This is a genomic window from Ornithinibacillus halotolerans, from assembly GCF_014637405.1.
GTDB lineage: Bacteria > Bacillota > Bacilli > Bacillales > Amphibacillaceae > Ornithinibacillus > Ornithinibacillus halotolerans.
The window spans coordinates 149180-169424 of record NZ_BMEY01000007.1 but is presented as its reverse complement, the minus strand read 5'-3'; the positions used below and the strand labels follow the sequence as shown (position 1 = coordinate 169424).

Below are 20245 nucleotides of genomic sequence, written 5' to 3'. Positions count from 1 at the left end.
TTCTTCTTTCCTCCTACTATTTATACTTCTCAATGCACATACAAAGCTATTTAATATTGGAAGGTTCTAGAAATCCAATACTGATCTCCATAAGTAGTCATGTTAGATGGTCTTTCTTCATAGTCACCAGGTAGTTCAAAACTTTTACTAATTACATAAAACTCTAGTTTTTGACCTTCTTTCACTGTAACTTCTAGCGTCATACTTTCACCCATTCCAATTAACTCCAAAAACAATGGATTTTGCATTGTATATTGAGTTGGATTGCTTTGTATAAGTGTGTCATTTACCTTCATCTCTTTAACTGTGACATGATTTTTTGTAACAAACTCTATTGCTGCTGCATTAGGTGTGGACAGGTCAAATGTAAGTGTTCTCCAGCCATTAACAGTATCATCTGTAGTTATATTAGATTCTGGTAAATTTATTTCATAATAAGGTGCCTCTGTAACATACAGGTCTTGAAGAAACGTATATATTGGAAGAGTGTTAGAGTTACCCTTTTCGGCTTCCCCATCGACAAACTGGCCTGTATAAGCATCCGGTTTTGATTTCGTTCCCCATATAGCTTTTTGTGAATCCCCATCTGCTAGGTAATACACTTCATTACTAGTTGGATGTTCACTTGTTGCCTCCAAAGTTATTGATTCGTAGGTTAATATGCTAATTCCAATTACTAATAATCCGAATGCATACTTCCAACTACCAATTAATCTCGTAAAGACAGGTACAAACAACATAAGACTCAATGTAGCAACAGCCATCACAATATGTACGACAGTTATAGTTAGAGCAAGATATAATGCATTGACAAGGAACGTAAACAAAACAATTCCTGGAATCAAAAACACGGAATATAGTATCGCATACTTTTCATTTGACCATTTGTCCGTTTTCCAAAATACGAGATTTATCCCTATTAAACTAAAGATTAATGGCCATACAAATAAGTAGCTGGCTCCTGTTAATAGAAAACTAGTAGCAACGGCTAAGAGAAACCAGCAAATCATAGTACCAATCACAATCGAATACGTACCTATCTTTCGTTGTACTATACTAATGAATAAGATCAATATTGCAGTAGTAATTAGTAGAAAACCAATTAAAAAGATACTAGCAATTTGTTGATCATTAATTAGCAGCCAACTAACTTCCTGAGTTGCTTGATCAATTAGTTTATAGATGAATAACGAAATACTAAAAGTTAGTGCTAATGAAACTAAGAGTAATAGGAATCCGATTAAGATGCTTGTTATTTTTAATTGTTTCTTACGAATCCCATGATAAATGGTTAATATTAGGCCTAGTAACGAAATAATAAGTAAGGGGATAACCATACTTTCTGAATAAGAAATTAATGTATGTCCAAACAAGTTAAAATATACGGCATTTTTATCTGATTGATTTTCAATTTTATTTAAATCAATATTGCCAAAATGTGTTGCTAATTCATAAGCATAGGTTGCATGGTGTAGGAGTGTATCTTTATTTACAAAATCTAAACTATCAATAGTTGTATGATAAGCGTTTAACCCTTGGGCACTCGCAAAGTTCAACCCTTGCATTCCAAAATTCATAAACTCCGTTAAATCCGTTCCATTCGGCATCACATCATACACTTCTTTTAAGAATGAGTTCGATGCTGGTGAACTAGTTGCCTTATGAAACTCTTTGATTAACTGATAGTTTCCTTTACTTGTTTCAAACATGACAGTAGAACCGGTATTTCCTCTTGCCTCAAAGTTAAAGACAACATCAACTTCTTTTGCCCATGGATGTTCCTCTACAAAAGCACGCGCACCAAATAACCATTGTTCTTCTGCATCCGTGATTAGGAAAATAATATCATTTTTAGGAGACTTATCTTGGAGTAAACGTGCTACTTCTAATAATGCAGCAACCCCATATCCATCATCACTAGCACCTGGACTATTGAAGACTGTGTCATAATGTGCCGCTAACATAATCGTCCCAGTAGCATCTGTTCCTTCTAATCTTGTTAAAATATTTTGGACTTGGGTTGCCCTGGCTATTTCAGGCTTATAAGCAAGAGTATCTTGTAATTCTACTGGGTAGCCCATCTCTTCTAATGTATCAACTAAATATTCTCTTACTCTTGCGTGTTCAATCGAACCGACTGGATGTGGTTCTTGGGCGATGTTTTCTAAATACCCCCATACACTTTCTATGGAGACTTCTGATTCACTATTATCCTTTATTTTTGGTGGGTTAAATGGTGTAAGGCCAATATAGATAGCAAGGAAAAAGATAAACAATAGTACTAGCGGATAGATAATGGAATGCTTTAATTTTAATTGTTTTTTCATCAATACGACTCCCAGCTCACAATTATTTTATTAAATATTAAGAAACTTCTCTATATAGTATATAACTTGGCAGGAATCCTATCAATGAATACTGGAATCATATTAAGTTTAATGATTGGTGTTTGTTTTTAAAAAGTGGGCTAGTATGTCTCTTTGGGGGAAAATTCATTTAATAGTTGAATGACAAAGGAAACTTAAAAATTTCTTTCAACTGTGGCATGAAAGGGAATTTCATCTCTTTTTCTTGTTATTTTCTCGTTCAACTTCGCTTATGAAAGGGAATTGCTACTCTTTATCTACTTATTTTCCTGTTCATCTGCGCTATGAAAGGGAAAAGCAACTATTTTTCTGCTTATTTTGCCGTTCAACATCGCTATGAAAAGGAAATGCTGCTCTTTTTCTGCTTATATTCCTGTTCATCTGCGCTATGAAAGGGAAAGACATATCTTTTTCTGCCTGTATTCCCGTTCAAGGTCACTATGAAAGGGAAATTCATACTTTTTCCCATTAAAAATCCCCTTCATTCGAAAAATGAAAGGGAAATCTAAATCTAGCTATATATTAATTCTTCTTCACTAATTTCGCTTGTACCACCATGCGGCCTTCGTTCGGATCTAGCAAATAATCACAAGTAGATAATGTAAGAACTTGATCATCCTCATCAACTTCAACATCAGTTTGATACATGGATTGCTCACGAATTTCAGTGAGATATTTAGCAAATTCATCATCACTCGCGAAGTTAGTCTCTATATAATTAAACTCTGTTGTTGTAATATAAACAGCAAAGATTTCTGCTTCATACGTATCGTATAATGTTTTTATTTCGAAAGTTTTATGTTCTTCAAAGAAATCTTCATCTTTATATTTAATTAAGTCATCAAACATGGAACCATCTTTCATTCGATGCCCATAAATGACTGTATTTTGTTTCATCGAATCGATGGTATTACGATAATCCATAAAGATACTTCCTGCGATGGAGTATTCTTTGTTGAATCCTTTATTTAGGTAATCTGTATTGTTATCAGCTTGTAAGACCGGATAATCAATTTCTGTACCTGGAATTTTGATCCAGCCGACGACTTCTTCATTTTGCTCTAATAGCTCTTTAAATTCTTCTTGAACAATTGGGAGGTCACTTGCTTTATCAGTTAAATTTGCAGATCCTTTCTCTGCAGCTGAAGCATAAAACGTTTCTTGTACATCTTCCAAAGATTTCCGGTTTTTATAATATTCCATTGCGATCTCAACAAGATTATATGCTGCAAAGAGGAAAACTAATAAACAACCTATTGTTACTACTTTTTTCCAACCATTTCTTTTGAATTTCATGAAAAGCGTCCCTCCCACCAACTAAATTCCGACTGGCACAATATACATTCCTAAATCTTCGTCATTCTTCACAACTACATTAACTCCATAGACGTCATGGATTAGTTTTGGTGTTACGATTTCTTTCGGATTACCTTTTTCAATTATCTTACCTTGTTTCATAGCAATAATTTGATGACTATATTGGATTGCTTGATTGATATCATGTAATACCATCACAATGGTTAATCCATGTTCATCACATAATTGCTTAACAAGGTCTAATATTTCATATTGATAGTAAATATCTAAATTGGATGTTGGTTCATCCAGAAATAAAAATGGTGTATCCTGAGCAAGTGCCATAGCAATCCATGCCCGTTGTTGTTGTCCACCGGATAAGGCATCTATTTTAGAATCTTTCCTATCCAAAAGTCCAGTCCGACGTAGTGCCCACTCAACCTTTTCTTCATCTTCATCGGTCTTTGGACTAAATGTATTTTTATATGGCAGACGACCGTATTCAACTAATTTCTCCACTGTCATGTCAGATGGTGCGGTGTTTTGTTGATGTACGACACCTAATTTCTGTGCTAATTCTTTTGGTTTATATTTATTTATTACTTTACCATCAAGAATAACTTGTCCCTCTTGAGGCTGATAATTATTTGTAATTATTCCTAATAATGTTGATTTTCCACATCCATTAGGACCGATAATTGTCGTAATCTCGCCTTGATTAATTTGAGCATCAATACCGTGTAGTCGTTTTATTTTATCCTGATAGGCAAACGAGATATTGTTAATTTCCATAAATACGATCACTCTTTCTAAGCAGGAATATGAGGAATGGTCCACCAATGATAGCCATAATAATCGATGCTGGAATTTCAATTGGTGAAGCAATTGTTCTTCCTAACGTATCGGCTGTAATAATAAGCAATGCACCAGCTAATGCCGAGAACGGTATAAGTGCTTTATGATCTGTTCCAACTAGACTTCGGCCAATATGAGGTATTAAAAGTCCAACAAACGTAAACATACCGGCAACAGCTGTAGCAATCGATGCTAATAGTACGGCAATTAAGGAAATTACAAAGCGTGCACGATTTACACGGAATCCGAGATTGTTTAATGTTTTGTCTTTTAATCCTAGATGGTTACACCATGCAAAAACTAGGAATGAAAGGATTAGTCCGATTGTACCGTATAAAGCAATAATTTCAACATCATTCCACGTTTTCATTGTTAGTGTAGATGAAGTTACCGAAACACCTGACATCATACTACTACCATTCGAAGAGCTCAAAAATTCGCTTAATCCAGTGAATAATGCATTAATGGCAACACCAATTAAAATCATTCGTAATGGATTTAATCCAGACTTCCAAGAAAACATATAAACGAGTAAAAATGCAATTGCTCCACCTATAAAGGAGAATAAAGGCGTATAGAAAAATAATGTAGGGAAGAAAGTAATCATGATGATTGACATGAAGCCAGCACCTGATGAAACACCAATAATACCTGGCTCAGCTAAAGGGTTACGCATAACCGCTTGTAAAAGAACACCAGATACGGATAATGTAGCACCAGCAAATAATGCAATGATAATACGTGGGAATCGCAAATCTTTAATTATTTCAACATTGTCATTTGTCCCTGTGAACAAACCTTTTATTAATTCTCCAGCTGTAATCTCAATACTACCTGAAATGGCAGAATATAAAGTTACTGCAACTAAAAGAATAATAACTACTATAAAACTTACTAACTTTTTTACCATCGATAATACCTCTTTCATATGGGGACAGTCCCCACTGTGGAGACTATCCTAATTCGCCAAGTCTGGATAAAGCATTTCAACTAATTCTTCCATCGCTTCTGTAAGAGCTAAATTTGCGGTGGAACCAAATCTCGTTTCTTCTAAGTCGTATACAAGGTTATTTTGAACTGCTTTAAAATGTTTCCATATGTCGTTCTCTTTAAAATCTTTATCAAACATTTCCACTACTTCTTCTGGCATTCCGTGAGCCATACGTAGAATAACATCTGGATTGGATTGTTGTAAGTTTTCAGTGTTTGCTGCAATATATTCGTAACCTTCAGCATCCACCGCATTGACCCCACCAGCTCTACGAACAAGATCGCCCACATAAGAGTCCTCTGTTGCTACTAAATAACTACCAGGAACACCAAATAATATTAACACAGTTGGAGGCTCTTCATCTTTTACTTTTTCTTCAATTTCAATCATTTTTTCTTTAAAACCGTTGACGATTTCCTCTGCTTTTTCCTCACGGTCATACTTTTCACCTAAATGAAGGATGCCTTCATACATTCCTTCAACACTTTCTAGATCTATATAAGTTGCAGGTGTATTTGTTTGAGTAAATTTTTCTTCCACATATTCCGTTAGCGTAGTAACTGTCAATACATCAGTAGGTTTTAGTGACAGAATAAGTTCCATGTCTGGCTCCATCGCTAAACCAACTTCTGGAAGACCGTCATATCGTTCGGGTAAATCTTTATATGTTGTTGGTACACCGACAAGATCTATACCAAGTACATCAGTAATTTCAACCAATGCAACTGTTGTATTAACAATTCGGTGTTCTTCTTCTTTAGCTGACTTACCTTGTGATTCATTTGTTGAATCGGATTTTTTTACATCAGAAGTTGCATCTGCACTTCCACAAGCTGCAAGAACTACTAAAGCAAATAACATTAGTAATAATCCAATTTTCTTTTTCATACTTCCACCTCTTTTCGCAAAATTTCCTCTGAATCTTCAAAAAACACTTGTATATAAACCGAGTCTTACTGTAATTAAACAGTAAGACTCTAAAATTAATTACCTATTATGCAAAACGTCTTTTAGCAAAGAATGCTAGTGGAATAGCTGAACCGATTAATAGTAATACATAAAGTAAAATGTTCGTGTCGTCTCCTGTTTGTGGGTTAACAGTTTTACCATTACCACTACCATCTGTAGAAGCAGCTATTTTGTGATTCTCTGAATCAATTTCTATCATATTACTTTCATCGAAGAATAAACGAGCACTATGATCCATGCTGTACATTCCTGGAACAGTAATATGCATGTCCATTACAACTGGTTTACTTAAATCAGTAACTTTAAATTGAATCACCATAGAACCATCTGCATTTTTCTTAACGATAACTACATCACCATGAGCAGTTCGTAAAGAATCAATCATATCACTATTAGTTACTGTCAATTGAATATATTTTTCACCATTCTTAACTAATAGATAAGCAGGCTTTTTAAAGAATTGGTCTGCTGCTGATGCTTTATCTTGTGTTGCATGTTTTACTAGGTAGTTTATTTCGTATACTTTGTCAGGTGTTAACTGATCTTTCTTGTCTTGCACTTGATGGTTGGATTTATCGTTTGAAGACTTGTCTTGATTATTTTTGTTTTCTTGACTTTCTTTATTTGGTTTTTCCGTCTCTGTTACCTTTTCACCATCATTTACTTCTGTAACAACTTTTTCAGAACTAACTTCAACTTTACTATCAGTATCCAATACTAAACGTGCAGTATGACTTGCACTATACATACCTGGTACAGTAATGTGCATTTCTAACATAATCTCGTCCGTTAGTTCACCGTTAAGTTTAAACTCAACTACAACTGAACCATCTGAGTTTTCTTTAACAACTTCAACTTCGCCATCAGATGTTTTTAAAGAATCAATTAAATTCCAGTTATTAACTTTTAGTTGAAGGTATTGAACACCATCTTTAGTAAATAATACTGCAGGTTTGACAAAATATTGATCGGCAACTGAATTTTCATTACCTACTTCTTTAAGCACATCGAATCCAATTTCATATACTTTATCTTGCGCAGTTTCTTCTTCTTTTGGTTCCTCTTTTGGCTCTTCAACAGGTTCTTCCACTGGTTCTTCAATAATTAGTGAAGAGTCAAGTAGTTCTTCGGCAATATCATCTATGGATTCTACATTTAAAAATAAACGTACTGTATGATCCATTGATCCCATTGGTGTACTAATCGTCATATCTAAATATAATACTTCTGGTAATTCTGAACCGACATTAAATAGTAACGTACCAGTTTTTCCATCTTCATTTCGTTCTACATTAGAATCTAGACCTTGAATACCAAGCGCCGTAATGTAGTTTGCACCTGAGAAATTAATCTCAACTGTTTTTGATCCGTCAGTTTCTTTTGTAACTAATGCAGGCTTCGCAAAGTATCTTGCAGCACTTGAATCTGCATTCTCATCACCTTTTAAAATAACAAAGCCGATTTCGTCTTTCAAAATAGTTGCATTTAATAATTCCTCTGAGATTTCATCTATGGATTCTACATTTAAAAATAAACGTACAGTATGATCCATTGATCCCATTGGTGTACCAATCGTCATATCTAGATATAATACTTCCGGTAATTCAGAACCAACATTAAATGTTAAAACACCAGTTTTTCCATCTTCATTTCGTTCTACGTTTGACTCAAGACCTTGAATACTTAAGGCTGTAATATAATTAGCACCTGAAAAATCAAGATTTACTGTCTTTGTTCCATTTTCTTCTGTAACAGATGCAGAAGGAAAGTATCTAGCAGAACTTGAAGATGAGTTTTCATCACCTTTTAAAATAACATAACTTAATTCGTTTCCCGTATTTTCATCAGCCGCAAATACTGATCCTCCAAATACTGGCAGGGTAAATATTGCGATAATAAGGGCTAACATTAATTTAATACTGTTTCGCATGTCTTTCTCTCCCTTAGTTAATTACTACGTTTTTTACGTATCAATAAAATTGCTACTACAACGATTATTACTCCTACGATTAGTAGGACGATAAAACCAGCGTTTGAAGAGTTATCCTCTTTTTGTGTATCTTCAACCTGTGTATCAGAAGCTTCCTTGGAAGTTAGATCTTCCTCTTCTTCAGAATTTGCATCTTCAGCATTTTCTTCATTGTCTTCTTCATCAATTTCTTCTGCTTTATCTGCTTCTTCTGTTTCTGTTTGTTCTTCTTTCTTCTCTTCTTCCTTCACAGTATCTTCTGGTTTGTCGTTACCTTTATTTTTATCGGTATTAGCAACCGTTGTATTCTTTTCCTCTTTTTCCTTCTTTTCTACTGGTTGATTAGTAGATTGGGAAGACTCTTTTTTATTCGAGGCTTTTTTCTCTTCAGCTTTCTGTGCTGGAGCTGAAGCAGCTTTTACTGGACTAAGATCAAATACTGCTCTAGCTGTATGTGTCATGTCGTATAAGTCTGGAACAACGATATGCATTTCCATATCAAGAGGCTTAGATAAATCTCCGTCCACTCTAAACTTAACTGTTCTTACAAAGTTTGTTTTATCCTCACTAACAATTTCAACTGGTCCCGATGGCGCAGAAAGTGATTGAACGTAATTACTTCCTGTTACAGTCATTTGAATATATTGCACACCATTTTGAACGGTTAAAATTGCAGGTTTTGTAAAGTAGCCATCTGCTATGGAAGTATTCTCACTATAAGCTTCTTTCATCTCATAGTTTAGCTCATATCTTCCATCTGCTATCTTCGCTAAGGCTACATCCTTCGGTAAGACAATCGAGGTTATGGAAAAAAATAATACTGTTATAATTGCTAAGAACGAAAATCTCTGTTTCATCCTATTTGTTTCCCCCCTTATCTTTAAAGCCTGTATTCATTTATTTAATAGATATCGAATCTGTTATATATTCTCGACATTATTAAATGTAACAGTAAGTTAGTAATTTAACCATAGAATATTTGTGAACAGAATTTGATAATTTTATGAACTAATTGTGTCTGAATTGTGAACTAGGTTGTAGGAAGGGATAATAGGAAAAGAATTAATCATTTGCGAAACAAATTGGAAGGTATATCAGTGAAGGTCTGGTGTGAGCTTCTATTTATTTTAATAGAAATGGTTCAAATCAACGTATTATTAGGTTGTATTATACAGGTTAATGAAAAGAGTCTCTGTGATAGTTATCACAAAAAAGTTCACAATTCAATAAAAAAGAGAAACGCATTTTTCATACACGTTTCTCCTTTTTACATAAATTATTTTTCCCATATTCTTCTATATGTTATGTTGTTTCCTTTTATTTTGAGTAAGAAAACATCCGGATTACTCATTCTTTTCCATTCTTCATAACTGAAATCGTTGTTATAATGTTTGAGTAATAAGGAAATTACTCCACCATGAGCAACTAAAATTTGGTTATGCAAATTAGTAGCCAGCATTTCGTTTACTACTTCTACAATCCGATTCATTGCTTCGTAACTTGATTCTCCGCCTTCATACTTCAGCTCTAAATCATAAAATGTCGCTTCTAATTTATCCATCCAATCTGGCATAAAGATGGTACTTAGTTCTCTCTCGATTAACCGGTTGTCTGTTTCTATCTCCAAGTATCTATCATTTGCTACCGGCTCAATTGTTTGAATTGCACGTAAATATGGACTGGATACTATTCGATCAATCTTCTTATCTTTGAAAAAATCTAGTAAATCAGCCGCTTGTTCAAATCCCTCTTCAGTTAGAGGCGCATCAGCTGATTGACCTGTTGCTTTACAATGTCTTATAACAAAAATATTCTTCTCCATCCCCCTATTTGTCCTCCGTAAGTGAATTATTTATCAATTAAATTCTTCAACAACTTTAGTCCAAAACTCCCCATAATCATTGAGATAAAAATCAGCTAAATTACTCTTATTGTTTTGAAATAAACAAGATTTAATGTTTAGCTCTTTCGCTGGAATGATATCCAATTCACGATCTCCGATTACTAGATCAATATTATATTTCTCATGGAGATATTCATAAGACTCTTTATTGGGCTTACGTGGAAATCCATCATCCCCAGCAACAATTTCGCTAAAGTATTTCTCCCACCCGTAATAACGTAATATCTTTCGAACATCTTTCCCTAGTTTATGAGTCATGATTACATTATTATTAGCATATTGTAACACCTTTTCTACACCTGAAAATGGCATCATTTCTTGTGGAGGAATTTCTTCTTCTAAACTAGCAAATTCCTTCAATTGTTCTTCAGACAGATTATAATAATTATTTGCATGTCTAAAAGATATCTTTATATTTTGATAGACATCCTTCTCATCTATATTTCTATCCGCTAAAACCTTTTTAAATAGTTTTGTATAAACTGGATACGTATCAAATAATGTACCGTCAAAATCCCATAATATTGTTAATCCTTTGTTATTATTCATACATTCCTCTTTCCTTCACTTACAACTTTATTACATCAAACAGTTGTATTGGTTTTTGTAACTTAGGATAATCTGTAATTTTCTCACTAAAATAGGTTGGCAGAAACCAGGTGGCCTGATAAGCTTTCAATCCTGCTTTAGATGCCCCTATTAGTTCATCGGAGCCACCATCGCCAATAAAAATCGATTCCTCAGGTGAAACCCCTAAATTTTGACACCCTAATTGGTAGATTTCTACATTTGGCTTTGCTAGCTTTACTTCATAAGAAAAAATAACATCATCAAAAAGTTCAGCTAGTGGAGTTGTTTCCCAATCCAGTACTTCTTCAGGAGTACAATTACTAATTAAGCCTAGCTTTACGTTCATATCTTTTAACTTTTGTAGCATTTCTAACACTTCATGATTAATATCTTGAAATGGTACTCTTTTTGATTCAACTCTAAGTTGATCAACCTTGTCTATCATACTTTCATCAACAGGCTTTCCTAATGATTGTAGAATGTCTCTTAGTACGCTCTTATGATCAGGATAGGTACCATCCATTCGACGCTCTCTTCGTAATGCCCATTCTTTTTTATACGTTTTTTTATCAATGCCTAACGCTTCGATAGAGTATGTTGCTTTCTTTTCATTATTTTCCCACTCTGTAATCAATGTTTCGTATAAATCAAAAAACACTGCACGAATAATTGTAAACCCTCCTCCCACCTGAATTGTAATTAAATTATCTTAACTTCTTCTCATAGCATCTACACTCATGTACCCTACTAAATTTGCTGTTTATTGTTTCAGTATCTTCACCTACATAGTGTGCAAAAGCTAGAATTGGATATAAATGTGGAACTTCACTTTTTAAATGTCCTTTCAATTCCTCGTCACCTTCCATAAAAACATGTAAATAGGAATCTACTTTACGGAACCCACTTTTCTCATACCAAATATTTACCCACTCATCATCCCTTGTCCAAGCTTCGAAACGATTTAAATTCTTTTCTCTCGCCAATTGTTCTGCTTTATCGAGAAGAAGCGTACCAATACCTTTTCGTCGATAATCTGGATGAACAGCAATATGCCAAATCATACCTCCAAGGCCACTTCCCCTGGAACAAACCGTTCGTTCTTCTACTTCATATTCAATGTCTATTAAACCAACTACATTCCCGTCTTCAACAGCTACTAATTCAATCGCAGGATTTTCATATACTTCCTTTTCTCTTAAAACATTGTCGTAATATGCTGTATCTAAAAATGATAGTACTCTACAACGTAGCCAACCTTGTTCATCTTTTGATTTATACTCTCTAATTTCCATAACTGTCTCCTCTTTCCTTCATAAGATTTAATGAGAAGACTCTCCCCCAACATAAAGAAAAGACCATCGTAAAAAACGAAGGTCTTTTTATGCATAAGTACAAGTAATTATAAACTATTCTGGATGGGGAAAGAGCCAACGTAATTATTTTCTAAATGTATGCGGTTAAACGTTGTCATTGGAATCCCCTCCTATCCTCGGTCAGTTATTGATATATTAACTATATCAATAATTCTGAAAAAGTAAATACTTTTTAGGTAAAATATTCTATTTTTGCGTCTGGAAAGAAACGTTTCACATATCCGCCAATCGTATCTTTAATATCCTCCTGCTCTTCATCCTTATAGACATATTTATAAATACCATATTTACCCCATTTTGTTTTCCGCTTCGATTCATCTAATTCCAGCTTTGTCATTGGATAATTTTCTTGAATGACTCGTTTGGCTGGTTTTGTAAACCGATGCTGTATCATTTCAAATGTTAAATCTTTTCTAGCATGGGACGGTAAGGTCGCTTCCAGTTTTTCAAACATTTCTAAGTACCCTTCTTTCCAACCATCATGAAGATAGATCGGTGCAACGATAAATCCTAAAGGATAGCCGGCCTCGGCAACTTTTGCTGCTGCTTCCACCCGTTCATGTAGTCTAGATGTCCCTGGTTCAAAATATTTAATAATGTAATCATCATTAATACTAAAACGAAATCGTGTTTTTCCTTGGTGATCCGCATCTAGTAAATGATCTACATGGGCAAATTTTGTAACAAATCGTAATTTACCATGTTTACTTTTTCCAAAAAATTCAATTGCATGCTTTAAGTGGTGAGTCAAATGGTCAATCCCTACAATATCAGATGTACATGATGCTTCAAATCTTGTGAAATCGGGCGCCCGTTCTTCCATATATTTTTCTGCCGCATCAAAAATCTCTTCTACATTTACATATGTACGTATATAAGGTTTACTCCCCATCGTCGTCTGTAAATAACAATAATGACAATGGCCCATACATCCGGTAGCAAGGGGAATCGCATATTCAGCAGAAGGTTTCGACGTATCGAATTTCAATGTTTTACGAATACCTACTACGAGTGTTGATTTAGCCGTTCGATATTTTTGGAAATGATTTTCTCCAGGTAAATTACGAATCTGATTATGTGAAGTTGTTTCGCGAATTTCTATTCCCATTTCCTCAAACTTTGCAAGCAATCTCTTACCATTAGGGTATTCTAATGCTCTCGGTTCAACATATACTAATTGTGGGACAAATGGTTTAACCATAGTATTCTCCATCATCTACACTACCAAATGCAGCTTGATAAGCAGATTCCGCTTCTTCCTCGGTTTGAAAAATAGCAAAATCATCAGAAATAGGATAATAATGTTCATGGGAAAAAAGCGCCAATTCATTTGGGTTATCTGGGTTTTCGACAATGGCAGCTTGTTGAACATGTGCTACATCTTGAGCATGTGGGTTACGGATAATTATGTAGACAACTTCTCCTGGTCTAAATTCTGTATTCATTTAATATATTCACCTATCTTCTATTTGTTTTATCCTATTGTTCCCTTCCCTAATTCAATTTATGTTTATGACTCTTTAACAACAGAATTATTCTCATGAAAATAGGTGACAATGATAGAAAGGATGTGATTCTTATGAATACAATCGTATATTTTTCCCTCGGGTTCGGGTATATTTTACTATTTATATGGTCACTATTACTTTCTAAAAACCATAGTTTAGCGAATTTAACTAATACAATTATGCTTGTGATTATTGGGTTAATCTATGATAATTTCATCATTGCACTAGGGAGGTTCTTTGGTGAAGGTGGTGTACTGGAGAGCTTAACGTATAGTAGATATTTATTTCATGCATTTTTCACGCCAACTTTAATTATTTTTGCTTGGAGTATCTCTCAAACATTAGATTTTTCATGGGCAAAGAAGCTTGCCTGGAAAAGAACATTAATCCTTTTAACAGCCGGACTCATATTATATGAACTTATTACATCCATTTTTGGATTGAAATTGGAACCAAATTGGAGTAATGGTGTACTAACGTATGAAAGTAACGAACAATCCGGTCTTATCGTAATCGTTGTTACATTTGTTCTTTTTGTTTTCAGCATATTACTTATTAAAAAACACCGCCTATATTGGCCACTTGTAGGAGTACTTTTCATGCTTTTATGTGCTGTCCTACAAAGGTGGTTCAACGACTTTCCTCTCATGAATATTGCTGAGTTCATCTTAATCGTATCGTTATTATTGACAAAAAGATTCGTTGTTCAAAATGAAAAAACGCCAATCTCAAATTGACTAGTGGGATTGGCGTTCTACTTCTTATAACGGATAAAGAATGGGAATAACTATGATCATGACAATAAACATAATTATTTGTAATGGCATGCCAACTTTTACAAAATCAAAAAACTTATAACCACCAGCAGTCATCACTAGTGCATTCGTTGGAGATGAAAAAGGTGTTAAAAATGCCATTGCCGATGCTGCGGTAACCATCATTGCAAATGTGTATGGATTTGCGTCAATAGCAAGAGCTGCATTTAGAGCAATAGGAGCAAATAATACTGCTGTTGCCGTGTTACTAATAACTTGTCCAAAAATAATCGTTAACCAGTAAACCCCGATTAATACTCCCATCGCTCCAAAACCACCAAGTAAATCAATGATGCCCGTCGAAATGAGTTCCATTCCACCTGTTTTTTCAAGTGCAGTTGCCATAGGTAACATTGCGGCAATTAGAACAATACTCTCAAAGTTCATTTCACTATACGCATCATCCATATTTCGAAGGCATCCAGTAATAATCATTAACACGGCACCAATTAAAACAGAGACTACTGCTGGAAAAACTTCAAAAATCATAAGTACTACCATTAATAACATAATTGCACCTGCAATAGGTGCTTTCCCGTTTGCCGAAGCTTTACTTGCATATTCTTTCGGTTGTCCAACAACAACCACATCCTGTGTTTCCTTGGACAGTAACTCTATATCTTCCCAGGATCCTTGAACAAGTAAAGCATCCCCGAAACGAAGTGGTTGCATGAGCATATCACTTAATACATAATTCCCTTTACGATTTATTCCAATGACGTTTAGATTATATTTTTCTCTAAAACCAATACTAGCAATGTTTTTATTAATAAAACTGGAATGTGGAGTAAGTAAAACTTCAACCATGCCAAGCTCTTTTGTTACTAAATGATTTGCTTCCGATTTCTCTTTTATTATCGTCAATCCGTTATCATTAGCAAATTGACTAACCTTTTCAGCAGATCCTTGAACAAATAGTACATCACCTGCATGTATAATACTATTTGGTCCGGCCATTTCTTGATATGTGATTGGCAAAATACGTAATCCTTCGCTTGCATGACGTTCTATTTTTAGTACAAACACTTGATATTGCTTTGGTGTGCGTAAATCAGCTAGAGGTGACTCAACAATTTTCGAATCATTTTCAACTTTTACTCGAAAAAGGTTCCCTCCTAAATGATAATCTTCAGCTAACTGCTTCGTAGAGATTTGGCTTGTTTCACTTGAATTTCCTTTACTTTTATTCTTTGGTATAACTGTATTTCTTACTAGAAACAAATAAATTATTGCAACTACAATAGCAATGACCCCTATTGGTGTAATTTGAAAGAATCCTAACTTTCCTAGTCCATAGTCTTCCATCGTCTGACTAACTATTAAGTTTGGAGGTGAAGCAATTAACGTTAATAATCCTGACAAACTCCCAATATACGCTAATGGTATTAAGTATTTAGAAGGACTTTCTTTAATGGAAATTGCAATACTAACAACAACTGGTAGCATTAATGCAACTGTTCCTGTATTACTCATAAAAGCCCCGACCCCAGCAACTATTGTGAGTAAAAGGAAGAACAGCTTCCGTTCACTATCTCCTGACCATTTCAATAATAAATTCCCTGCCATTTGTGCGAGTCCAGTCCGTAAGATCCCTGCACCAACGACAAATAATCCTGCAATCATGATGACAACAGAATTAGAAAATCCAGCTAGCGCTTCTGCAGGTTCTAAAATTCCAAAGATAACAAATGCAAGTAGAGCCATGATGGCGACAAGATCTACTCGGATTCGGTTACTGATAAATAAGATGATTGTAACTAATAGAATGATGAATGTTCCGATGAGTTGCAAGGTGATTCTCCTTTAACAAACATACTAAAATTAATTAGATATAACTACTGGTACAAAGTGAAAATCTCAGGATAACATATTATATAGCATCCATAATACTATCTACATCTTTACTTTCCTGATATAAAATATCTGGATCGAAATCTACTCCATTTTCCCAACATACTGTTCCAGCGACCTCATCAATCTTTACACTCATGAATACATCTAAATCATCTCGTATTTCAGCTAATAAACCGGTATCTGATTTCAAAAATTTTTTTATATTTAACATTCGATATTCTCTCATATCAAACTCTAATATTAATTTAAAAGTCCTTGTTGGATAGACAGATGTAATCTTCATATTTTCACCTACCTTAATTTTACGTATTTACCTTTTCCTTGCATTTGTTTCCAATTATATTTGAGTATCGCGTTATTCCTATTAAGAATAATCATAAGTTTGTCTATATCTAAATCTCTTGTTTTACCATGTAGATACTCTCCATCAATTGTATAAACTATTTCCTGCTCATTTTTAATGAGATGGATATGCGGTGGTGGATGATCTTTAAAATACATATATATGCTCCAACCATCAAATTCATATATTCTTGGCAAATTTTATCCTCCTTCTATTCTAACCTATTTATCGCTTTTTCTCACTAGCATCAAACATCAATAGTTATCTGAGGATAAAATACACCATAATATGTTATGTGTCATATTAGAAAAAAATAATTTCTTGCATGCAATATGCTTATGAAAGTTAATGATATATCTGACAAAGTTGATTTTTTCATTTAATCACATCTATAAAAAATCTCATTTCAACTAAATTATTGTTAAAAGAGTAAGCAATCTGATACCAATTAGAGTGATGATTAAAAACACTAATCTCTATTCCCAAGAGGTTAGTGTTCTACTTATTTTAAGACTGTATTTCGATTTTCGAAGTCAAACTATTGTCATTAGTGTTGCATTCCCTTGATGGTATATAACTTTGCAATCAGATGAACACTACCGTAAAACAATTTTAGACGCGTAAACCTATATATTCAGCAAAAGCTATAGAAAAGGAGGCGAAAAACATGGGTAAAAAGGAGTTAAACAAGTTTAAGGGAGAAGTTATGAAAGCTAAAGGCTACACTGTCGACAAGAAAAATCCCGATGCAATCAAATATGAGATTGCTAAAGAACAGGGCGTTCCATTAAAAGAAGGCTATAACGGTCACCTAACCTCCGAACAAGCAGGAAAAGTAGGTGGGCCAATCGGAGGTAATATGGTGAAAGAAATGGTGAGGATGGCGCAGGAACAGTTGAAGAAAAAATAAGAACAAATCGGAATCCATTTGCGGATTCCGATTGTAAACAATTAAGCATACACTTCCGATTTTTTAAACCGGTCAAAGCTTAGTGGCTCTTTTGGTATGATTGTTTCAGTTTTTTCATTAATAATTTCTTCCATTAATTTTGCTGTACCTGTAGCAAGGCTGATTCCGTCACCTTCATGTCCTGCCGCGATATAAAAACCTGGCACTTCTTTAACCTCAGAAATGATTGGTAAATGGTCTTCCGTAAATGGTCGGAATCCGGTATACGCGCGAATGATTTTAAAATCATTCATTTTTGGAAAGAAGCGAAGAGCGCGTCTTGCCATCGTCTCAACAACACGGATATCAATGGTTGGATCATACCCGACAAATTGACGGCTACTTCCTAAAAGGAAGTTCTGACTTTCTGTTGGTTCAAGCACGAGGGCTACTCCGTGCTCTGTTGTACGCTTGTCAGCAATTCGCTCACGACCGAATTTATTCATTAAGTAACCAAACTCCATCACATTTCGCATCATAACTGGTTGCTGTCTAGAACCTACTAAGATGTGGCCTTTCCTTGGAGTAATTGGTATATCAACATCAAGCATTTTTCCAATAAATGGAGCCCAAACACCTGCTGCATTCACTATCTTTTGTGCACGAACATCCTCATTTGTGGTTTGAATCTTAAATTCTCTTCCTTCTTTAGTAATATTTGTTACTTCTGCCCGCGTTTTCACTTGTAGTCCGTATTCACTTTCTGCTTTATCGACTAATGCATAGCAGAACATATATGGATTTATAAGTGAATCTGTTTCACACTCTAAGCCTCCGGGAATATCATCCGCAAAAAACGGTGATTCACTCTTAATATCGTTTCGATCGAGTACATTAAACTTTAGCCCAGCTTCATTCTGTGTTTTAACCCAATCGACTGCCGCTTGCATTTCATCATCATTATCACAAACTAAAATACTACCAGACTTTCTATATTCGAATGGTCGATCTAATCTTTTCGATAGATCTTCGATTAGTTCCTGGCTTACCCATGACATATGACTATCAAAGCCCGGATCTTTATCAACAATTGACACGTTTCCATCACAACGGGAACTTGTACCGCTTGCTATGTCATTCTTTTCGATAAGAATTACGTCCAAGCCTGATTCAGCAAGATAAAAAGCTACTGAACAACCGACAATCCCGCCCCCAATGACAGCAACTTCATAATTTTTCGCAGACATCGATTAACCCCCCTAAGTTGAAAATTTAATAAACTATAAAACTATTAACCCGATGGAATTACCGTACTAATTCCAACTCTTTTTGTGTCTTCATAGTTTCCTGAAACGCTGTAGAAACTTTCTTACGTCCTTCAGAAATACCCGGATGAAATTGAATGGATGCTGCATCTCGAGTGGCAACAACATTTCTTACGGCAGCTTGTAATTTCTCTTCAATATCTATACTATTCAATTCTTTATGAGCAATTGCTAAACCTGCCACTTTTCCTTGCTCTCTTGCAACTTTTGAACTTTCAATTCCTGTAATATTTCCAGCAACGTAAATTCCTTTTACCGGTGTTTCCATCGTTTCATTATGGATAGGGATATGACCACCAAGCTCCTCAGAATAAATAAATGGACACCCGACTACTGCTGCGAGTTCTGCTAAAGGATATAATCCACCAGCTATACAAACAAAGTCCACAGGGATTTCCTTTTCTGAATTCTCAACAATGTCACCATTTATCGTGACATCCACCATCGTAACGGATTCAACTTTGTCTGTTCCATTAATCTGTTTAATAGCTTTATTTAAATAGATTGGCATGCCCCACATTTTAATTCCGTTTGTAGGATAATATTTCAGTGCTAAACTTTGCACAAATTTATATTTTGCAAACTTGCTACCTAATTGAATAAATTTTGACGGTGCTAAGTGGGCAATCCGTGATAATCGGTCCATAACAAGTCTTGGATCGGACTGTTCATCAACCACTACATTACGTGTTGGAAGTGCCATACTATGTAACTCTATTCCTGCAAGTTGTAATTCTCTAGCAATTGCAGCCGATAAAACGTTCACACCGACAATGATCCCTTTTTCACCAACTTTTACGCGATGAACGTTTGTCATCACTTGTGCTGCACCAATAGACATTACGCCAGGTAGTGTCCAACCAGGAATTGGAGCCGGAGATTCCGCTGCACCTGTTGCAATTAGTACATTTCTCGTATGAAAATACTTCTTTTTTGTATGGATAACAAATTGGTCGTCTAACTTTTCAATGTGATGAACCGAGACACCTAATTGAATATCTGTTTCTAAACTTTCCGCACGTTCCAGTAAAGCCTTGCTTTCCTCGATTCCATTCCACCACTGGCCATTTGGCTCTTGATGAAGCTGTCCAAGAAGTCTACCGCCTGCTCTCGGAAATTCATCTAAAACGACAACGTCTAAATTATTTTCTCTACATTGGATAGCAGCTGCTAAACCTGCAGGACCTGCGCCTATAATTACAACATCATAAATTTGCAT

At 35.0% G+C, this 20245-nt stretch carries 20 protein-coding genes; 2 read left to right on the top strand and 18 right to left on the bottom strand.

The features are described 5' to 3' along the window. Positions 1-50: 50 nt before the first annotated feature. The 13 genes from IEV35_RS08935 to IEV35_RS08875 all read right to left on the bottom strand — a co-directional run bounded on the left by IEV35_RS08935 (position 51) and on the right by IEV35_RS08875 (position 13737). A complete protein-coding gene (locus IEV35_RS08935) occupies positions 51-2327 on the bottom strand; it encodes a M20/M25/M40 family metallo-hydrolase (RefSeq protein WP_188384328.1) in 2277 nt (758 codons plus the stop codon). 561 nt (positions 2328-2888) lie between these two features. Beyond that, positions 2889-3662, bottom strand: a complete 774-nt coding sequence (gene srtB, locus IEV35_RS08930; RefSeq protein ID WP_188384327.1) for a class B sortase — start codon at positions 3660-3662, stop codon at positions 2889-2891. Between the two features lie 21 nt (positions 3663-3683). Next, positions 3684-4454 (bottom strand): ABC transporter ATP-binding protein, encoded by a 771-nt coding sequence (locus IEV35_RS08925; protein ID WP_188384326.1) that lies wholly within the window; start codon positions 4452-4454, stop codon positions 3684-3686. After that, the gene (locus IEV35_RS08920; RefSeq protein ID WP_188384367.1) at positions 4444-5427 is read right to left on the bottom strand and encodes a FecCD family ABC transporter permease; all 984 of its coding nucleotides are present in this window, start codon (positions 5425-5427) and stop codon (positions 4444-4446) included. The genes IEV35_RS08925 and IEV35_RS08920 overlap by 11 nt, the downstream gene beginning before the upstream one ends. 48 nt (positions 5428-5475) lie before the next feature. Further along, positions 5476-6396 carry a heme ABC transporter substrate-binding protein IsdE gene (gene isdE, locus IEV35_RS08915; RefSeq protein ID WP_188384325.1) on the bottom strand — a complete coding sequence of 307 codons (921 nt, stop codon included), beginning with the start codon at positions 6394-6396 and terminating at the stop codon, positions 5476-5478. A 106-nt stretch (positions 6397-6502) separates the two neighbouring features. Continuing rightward, positions 6503-8407 carry an NEAT domain-containing protein gene (locus IEV35_RS08910; RefSeq protein ID WP_188384324.1) on the bottom strand — a complete coding sequence of 635 codons (1905 nt, stop codon included), beginning with the start codon at positions 8405-8407 and terminating at the stop codon, positions 6503-6505. Between the two features lie 17 nt (positions 8408-8424). Continuing rightward, complete coding sequence (locus IEV35_RS08905) at positions 8425-9303, bottom strand: NEAT domain-containing protein (protein ID WP_188384323.1); 879 nt, start codon at positions 9301-9303, stop codon at positions 8425-8427. 419 nt (positions 9304-9722) lie between these two features. Then, the gene (locus tag IEV35_RS08900) at positions 9723-10268 is read right to left on the bottom strand and encodes a histidine phosphatase family protein (RefSeq protein ID WP_188384322.1); all 546 of its coding nucleotides are present in this window, start codon (positions 10266-10268) and stop codon (positions 9723-9725) included. 33 nt (positions 10269-10301) lie between these two features. Continuing rightward, complete coding sequence (locus tag IEV35_RS08895) at positions 10302-10898, bottom strand: HAD-IA family hydrolase (protein ID WP_188384321.1); 597 nt, start codon at positions 10896-10898, stop codon at positions 10302-10304. Positions 10899-10917: 19 nt separating this feature from the next. Beyond that, on the bottom strand, positions 10918-11577 hold the full coding sequence (locus tag IEV35_RS08890) for an HAD family hydrolase (protein WP_188384320.1): 660 nt from the start codon (positions 11575-11577) through the stop codon (positions 10918-10920). Between the two features lie 46 nt (positions 11578-11623). Then, positions 11624-12211 carry a GNAT family N-acetyltransferase gene (locus IEV35_RS08885; protein WP_188384319.1) on the bottom strand — a complete coding sequence of 196 codons (588 nt, stop codon included), beginning with the start codon at positions 12209-12211 and terminating at the stop codon, positions 11624-11626. 253 nt (positions 12212-12464) lie between these two features. Further along, positions 12465-13493 carry a spore photoproduct lyase gene (splB, locus tag IEV35_RS08880; RefSeq protein ID WP_188384318.1) on the bottom strand — a complete coding sequence of 343 codons (1029 nt, stop codon included), beginning with the start codon at positions 13491-13493 and terminating at the stop codon, positions 12465-12467. Continuing rightward, positions 13486-13737, bottom strand: a complete 252-nt coding sequence (locus tag IEV35_RS08875) for a transcriptional regulator SplA domain-containing protein (RefSeq protein WP_188384317.1) — start codon at positions 13735-13737, stop codon at positions 13486-13488. Before IEV35_RS08875 ends, splB begins: the two co-directional genes overlap by 8 nt. Positions 13738-13871: 134 nt before the next feature. On the opposite strand from IEV35_RS08875, the gene IEV35_RS08870 reads away from it, so the two are divergent. Then, on the top strand, positions 13872-14537 hold the full coding sequence (locus IEV35_RS08870) for a hypothetical protein (protein WP_188384316.1): 666 nt from the start codon (positions 13872-13874) through the stop codon (positions 14535-14537). Between the two features lie 24 nt (positions 14538-14561). On the opposite strand, the gene IEV35_RS08865 is transcribed toward IEV35_RS08870, so the two are convergent. The 3 genes from IEV35_RS08865 to IEV35_RS08855 form a co-directional block, all read right to left on the bottom strand. Then, on the bottom strand, positions 14562-16412 hold the full coding sequence (locus IEV35_RS08865; RefSeq protein WP_188384366.1) for an SLC13 family permease: 1851 nt from the start codon (positions 16410-16412) through the stop codon (positions 14562-14564). A 73-nt stretch (positions 16413-16485) separates the two neighbouring features. Further along, a complete protein-coding gene (locus IEV35_RS08860) occupies positions 16486-16752 on the bottom strand; it encodes a DUF2442 domain-containing protein (protein WP_188384315.1) in 267 nt (88 codons plus the stop codon). A gap of 8 nt (positions 16753-16760) precedes the next feature. Continuing rightward, positions 16761-17009: a DUF4160 domain-containing protein gene (locus IEV35_RS08855; protein WP_188384314.1), complete on the bottom strand. Its 249-nt coding sequence runs from the start codon at positions 17007-17009 to the stop codon at positions 16761-16763. A gap of 470 nt (positions 17010-17479) precedes the next feature. On the opposite strand from IEV35_RS08855, the gene IEV35_RS08850 reads away from it, so the two are divergent. Continuing rightward, positions 17480-17722: an alpha/beta-type small acid-soluble spore protein gene (locus IEV35_RS08850; protein WP_188384313.1), complete on the top strand. Its 243-nt coding sequence runs from the start codon at positions 17480-17482 to the stop codon at positions 17720-17722. A 41-nt stretch (positions 17723-17763) separates the two neighbouring features. Here IEV35_RS08850 and IEV35_RS08845 read toward each other — a convergent pair whose 3' ends face one another. Beyond that, positions 17764-18948 (bottom strand): NAD(P)/FAD-dependent oxidoreductase, encoded by a 1185-nt coding sequence (locus tag IEV35_RS08845; protein ID WP_188384312.1) that lies wholly within the window; start codon positions 18946-18948, stop codon positions 17764-17766. Between the two features lie 58 nt (positions 18949-19006). After that, positions 19007-20245, bottom strand: coding sequence for an NAD(P)/FAD-dependent oxidoreductase (locus IEV35_RS08840; protein ID WP_373284716.1), 1239 nt, complete (start codon positions 20243-20245; stop codon positions 19007-19009).